Source organism: Klebsiella sp. WP8-S18-ESBL-06 (genome assembly GCF_014169755.1).
GTDB classification, from domain to species: Bacteria; Pseudomonadota; Gammaproteobacteria; order Enterobacterales; family Enterobacteriaceae; genus Kluyvera; species Kluyvera ascorbata_B.
Genome location: NZ_AP022259.1, coordinates 1 through 5,169, shown reverse-complemented (window position 1 = coordinate 5,169; position 5,169 = coordinate 1). Strand labels below are relative to the sequence as shown.

Below are 5,169 nucleotides of genomic sequence, written 5' to 3'. Positions count from 1 at the left end.
TTTACCCCCATTCCCTGCCAGAGCCGTGAGCGTAGCGAACTGAATGTCACGAAAAAGACAGCGACTCAGGTGTCTGATGGTCGGAGACGAAAGGAATATTCAGCGATTTGCCCGAGCTTGCGAGGGTGCTACCTCATTCTTTCGTGTTTGAAGGTATGTTTTTTGGAGGAGCAAACGCTGTTTGCGACATCCTTTTATCATATCGCTCAACTGGCACTGGCGGTTAGTTATCCACAAAGCTGGGATCTATTCTTTTTTATCTTTTTTATTCTTTCTTTATTCTAGTGATTTTAATATTTTGTTTTATAAGTAAAAAACACATGAAAGGTTAAGTGAAAATTAGGAAAGGTTAAGCAAAAATTAGGATCCCCCTTCAAAAGGTTAAGTGAAAATTAGGTAATCCACACAACCACATAAAAGGTTATGACAATGAAATTGACATAACCAAGCGGAAGGGTTATGTTGTTTTAAAATCACAACCAATGGTTTTAGTCATGGCTGAATTGGTAGTATTCAAAGCAAACGAGCTTGCGGTTAGTCGTTATGACCTAACAGAGCACGAAACGAAACTAATCCTGTTTTGTGTTGCAAAGCTAAACCCTACATTAGAAACACCAGATGAAACTGAACGAACGGTTAAATTTTCATGCTCCGAATATTCTTCATTTATGGGGATAAGTTATGAGAATGCGTGGGGGCGATTAAATACATCAACACGAGAGTTATTTAAGCGGTCTATTGAATTAATATATCCAACAGGTGCTGTATCTATGCGTGTTTTTAATTGGGCTGAATATGCAGAGTTCAATAGGGAAACACAAGAGGTAACTTTAGTTTTTAGTAAATATATAATCCCATTGCTATTTCACCTAAAGAGATTCATTAAATACAACCTCGAGCATGTTAAGTCCTTTGAAAATAAATACTCAATGCGCATTTATGAATGGCTGCTAAAAGAACTAACGCAAAGAAAAACACATAAAGCCAATATTTCGATAAGCATTGATGAGTTTAAATTCATGCTAATGTTAGAAAAAAGCTACCCAGAATATAAATTACTAAATCATTGGGTTTTAAAACCAATTTCAAAAGATTTAAATACCTATAGCAATATAAAACTATCTATTGATAAGCGCGGTCGTCCTGCTGATACGCTGATCTTCCAAGTTGAACTGGATAAACAAATTGACCTTGTGACTGAGCTAGCAAAAGAACCAATATCAAAAAAAGAAGATAACTCAATCCGTTTAACGCCTGAAAATCGTCTGCATGAGGGGCTAAAAACAACATTACATGATGCTTTAACTGCGAAAATACAACTTACTGGATTTGAAGCTAAATTCCTGAGTGACATGCAGAGTAAGTATGATCTCAACGGCTCATTTACATGGCTGACTCAAAAACAACGAGCCACGCTAGAGAAAATTTTAGCTAAGTACGGACGGAACTGAGGTATCTATGGCTTTAGTATCAATAAGCGAAGCAGCCAGACTAACTGGAAAAAGCCGCACAACAGTACAGTCATACATTAAGCAGGGAAAACTGACCAAGTGCACAGATAGCGGTGGTGCTTCAAAACTAGACACATCAGAGCTTCTACGTGTTTTCGGATCATTTACTGGTCAGCAGGTTGGCAGTGAACAATCAGGCAGTACTGTGCAGCATTTGGCAGGCGATTTTGTGCAGTTACCTGACCAGAATTTGCTACATGAAAACTATGCCTTAAAAGCTGAAATAGAACTCGTAAAGGCATTGCTGCGTGAGAAAGAGCTACTACTCGATGAAAAAGACAAACGCAATGAGGATCTCAAACATGCTTTGCTGCTAATCGAGTCTAAACTGCCGAATACATCGGAACCAGTGACACCTCATGTGGTGAAAAAATCATGGCAATTCTGGAAGAAATAGCGCTTTCAGCCGGCAAACCGGCTGAAGCCGGATCTGCGATTCTGATAACAAACTAGCAACACCAGAACAGCCCGTTTGCGGGCAGCAAAACCCGTACTTTTGGACGTTCCGGCGGGTTTTTGTGGCGAGTGGTGTTCGGGCGGTGCGCGCAAGATCGCTTATGTTAAATACTACCTGTTTGGATGCATTTTTCCGCAACTGTACCCAGTGTTGGGGTTGTAAGCCCAAACCCCAGATTTTTCCGTCTGGCCAGCAAAGCCAGGACTGGCGAGGGTTGTCGGTAAACAGTTGATTTCCGGCAACAACGCTGCAAAGCCCCAAACGGCCCGATTGAGCTGCCAAAACATGCACGACAAACCATATCGGATAGCAAAACACTCGAAAATCTCTCGGATGATGTTTTCCGACGGAAATTTCTGGGATTCCGGCTTACACCCCCTGATTGTAGTTTTTACACTGAATGGCATGAAATTCACCCGTTTTAGTTACGGCGACCAAATCAATGCCATCATCTTTTTTCTTCGTGACCCCAACGGTTTCACCGTACTGAGAAACCCATCCGCCATAGCTCAGCACATCGCTATACAGCTCGGCATATTTAGGTTCATGGAGGAAATACTGCACACAAAGGTTTTCAAAGGTTGTACCTTTGTCACGTTGTGTAGGTGAAGCCAGTTCTATCTTTGTCAGCAATGCAGAAAGTGCATTCATCGTTGATATCCTTAATGTCCTTTATTTGCTGGGGTTATCAGATCCCCCCGACACGTTTAATTAATGCTTTCTCCGCCAGAGATCGACGCACAGCGTTCTGTGCTCCATGATGTTATTTCTTAATAATCATCCAGGTATTCTCTTTATCACCATACGTAGTGCGAGTGTCCACCTTAACGCAGGGCTTTCCGTCACAGCGCGATATGTCAGCCAGCGGGGCTTTCTTCTGCCAGACCGCTTCCATCTGCTGCATTTCAGCAATCTGGCTGTACCCGTCATTCATAAACCACGTAAATGCCGTCACGCAGGAAGCCAGGACGAAGAATATCGTCAGTACAAGATAAATCGCGGATTTCCACGTATAGCGTGACATCTCACGACGCATTTCATGGATCATCGCTTTCGCCGTATCGGCAGCCTGATTCAGCGCTTCTGTCGCCGGTTTCTGCTGTGCTAATCCGGCTTGTTTCAGTTCTTTCTCAACCAGAGTGAGCGCGGAACTCACCGATTTCCTGACGGTGTCAGTCATATTACCGGACGCGCTGTCCAGCTCACGAATGACCCTGCTCAGCGTTTCACTTTGCTGCTGTAATTGTGATGAGGCGGCCTGAAACTGTTCTGTCAGAGAAGTAACACGCTTTTCCAGCGCCTGATGATGCCCGATAAGGGCGGCAATTTGTTTAATTTCGTCGCTCATACAAAATCCTGTCTATCGTGAGAATGACCAGCCTTTATCCGGCTTCTGTCGTATCTGTTCGGCGAGTCGCTGTCGTTCTTTCTCCTGCTGACGCTGTTTTTCCGCCAGACGTTCGCGCTCTCTCTGCCTTTCCATCTCCTGATGTATCCCCTGGAACTCCGCCATCGCATCGTTAACAAGGGACTGAAGATCGATTTCTTCCTGTACGTCCTTCATGGCATCACTGACCAGTGCGTTCAGCTTGTCAGGCTCTTTTTCAAAATCGAAGGTGATGCCGGCAGCGACTTCCGGCTCAGGTTGCTGCGCCGGCTTAACGGACGCATCATCCCGTTCGTGGATGGCTTCCCGCAGCGAGGTGGTAACATCAATGACGCAGTCCCGTTCATCACGGGACTGCTGCGCCTGTCTTTCCGCTTCCCTGCGCGCAAGAATGGACTGTAACTGTTCAGTATCGAACCGCTGAACCTGACCCGCGCCCAGATGCCGCTCAGGCTCACGGTCAATGCCCTGCGCCTTCAGGGAACGGGAATCAACCCGGTCAGCGTGCTGATACCGTTCAAGGTGCTTATTCTGGAGGTCAGCCCAGCGTTCCCGCTGGGCAACAAGGTATTCTTTGCGTTCGGTCGGTGTTTCCCCGAAACGTGCCTTTTTTGCGCCACCGCGCTCCGGCTCTTTGGTGTTAGCCCGTTTAAAATACTGCTCAGGGTCACGGTGAATACCGTCATTAATGCGTTCAGAGAACATGATATGGGCGTGGGGCTGCTCGCCACCGGCTATCGCTGCTTTCGGATTATGGATAGCGAACTGATAGGCATGGCGGTCGCCAATTTCCTGTTGGACAAAATCGCGGACAAGCTCAAGACGTTGTTCGGGTTTTAACTCACGCGGCAGGGCAATCTCGATTTCACGGTAGGTACAGCCGTTGGCACGTTCAGACGTGTCAGCGGCTTTCCAGAACTCGGACGGTTTATGCGCTGCCCACGCAGGCATATTGCCGGACTCCTTATGCTCAAGGTCGGAGTCTTTTTCACGGGCATACTTTCCATCACGCGAAATGTAATCGGCATGGGGAGAGGCACTGCCTTTCCCGCCGGTTTTTACGCTGAGATGATAAGATGCCATCGTGTTTTATCCCGCTGAAGGCGCGCACCGTTTCTGAACAAAGTGAAGAAACGTCTAAGTGCGCACTGATAATAAAAAGCTTATCAGTGATTCTACCTGCATTTGACCTCGGCCGCCATTCCTGACCATAATTTCCACATCAACATTCAGAGGATAAATGGGCATGAATAAAAGCGAAAAACAGGAAAAATGGGCAGCAGACAGAGTGCAGTACATTCGCGGCTTAAAGTCGCCGAATGAACAGCAGAAACTCATGCTGATACTGACGGATAAAGCGGATAAAACAGCGCAGGATATCAAAACGCTGTCCCTGCTGATGAAGGCTGAACAGGCAGCAGAAAAAGCGCAGGAAGCCAGAGCAAAAGTCATGAATCTGATACAGGCCGAAAAACGGGCAGAAGCCAGAGCCGCCCGTAAAGCCCGTGACCATGCGCTGTACCAGTCAGCCGGACTGCTTATCCTGGCGGGTCTGGTTGACAGCCAGACGGGGAAGCCTGTTGATGATACCGCTGCCTTGCTGGGTGCATTAGCCAGTCTGAATGACCTGTCACGGGATAATCCGAAGTGGTCAGACTGGAAAATCAGAGGTCAGGAACTGCTGAACAGCAAGAAGTCTGACAGCTCTGCATAGCAGACCTGCCATAAAACGCCATGAGAAGCCCGTGACGGGCTTTTCTTGTGTCATGGGTAGATTTCCTCGTGTGAGTCCATGAAAAGCGCCTGTAGCATCA

6 protein-coding genes are annotated in these 5,169 nt (G+C 46.5%); 3 read left to right on the top strand and 3 right to left on the bottom strand.

Annotated features, from left to right (window positions below; genetic code table 11):
• Positions 1-494: 494 nt before the first annotated feature.
• Positions 495-1,451, top strand: coding sequence for a replication initiation protein (locus tag H7R76_RS24760; protein WP_039899550.1), 957 nt, complete (start codon positions 495-497; stop codon positions 1,449-1,451).
• A 7-nt stretch (positions 1,452-1,458) separates the two neighbouring features.
• Positions 1,459-1,908 (top strand): helix-turn-helix domain-containing protein, encoded by a 450-nt coding sequence (locus H7R76_RS24755; protein ID WP_016517644.1) that lies wholly within the window; start codon positions 1,459-1,461, stop codon positions 1,906-1,908.
• 429 nt (positions 1,909-2,337) lie between these two features.
• Here H7R76_RS24755 and H7R76_RS24750 read toward each other — a convergent pair whose 3' ends face one another.
• The 3 genes from H7R76_RS24750 to mobA all read right to left on the bottom strand — a co-directional run bounded on the left by H7R76_RS24750 (position 2,338) and on the right by mobA (position 4,438).
• Complete coding sequence (locus H7R76_RS24750) at positions 2,338-2,619, bottom strand: restriction endonuclease (protein WP_227674029.1); 282 nt, start codon at positions 2,617-2,619, stop codon at positions 2,338-2,340.
• Positions 2,620-2,731: 112 nt separating this feature from the next.
• Positions 2,732-3,316: a mobilization protein MobX gene (locus H7R76_RS24745; RefSeq protein WP_181045617.1), complete on the bottom strand. Its 585-nt coding sequence runs from the start codon at positions 3,314-3,316 to the stop codon at positions 2,732-2,734.
• A 12-nt stretch (positions 3,317-3,328) separates the two neighbouring features.
• Positions 3,329-4,438 (bottom strand): mobilization protein MobA, encoded by a 1,110-nt coding sequence (gene mobA / locus H7R76_RS24740; protein ID WP_061351404.1) that lies wholly within the window; start codon positions 4,436-4,438, stop codon positions 3,329-3,331.
• Between the two features lie 163 nt (positions 4,439-4,601).
• Here mobA and traD point away from each other — a divergent pair, with 163 nt between their 5' ends.
• Positions 4,602-5,069, top strand: a complete 468-nt coding sequence (traD, locus tag H7R76_RS24735; RefSeq protein ID WP_064645523.1) for a conjugal transfer protein TraD — start codon at positions 4,602-4,604, stop codon at positions 5,067-5,069.
• The last annotated feature ends 100 nt before the right edge of the window (positions 5,070-5,169 follow it).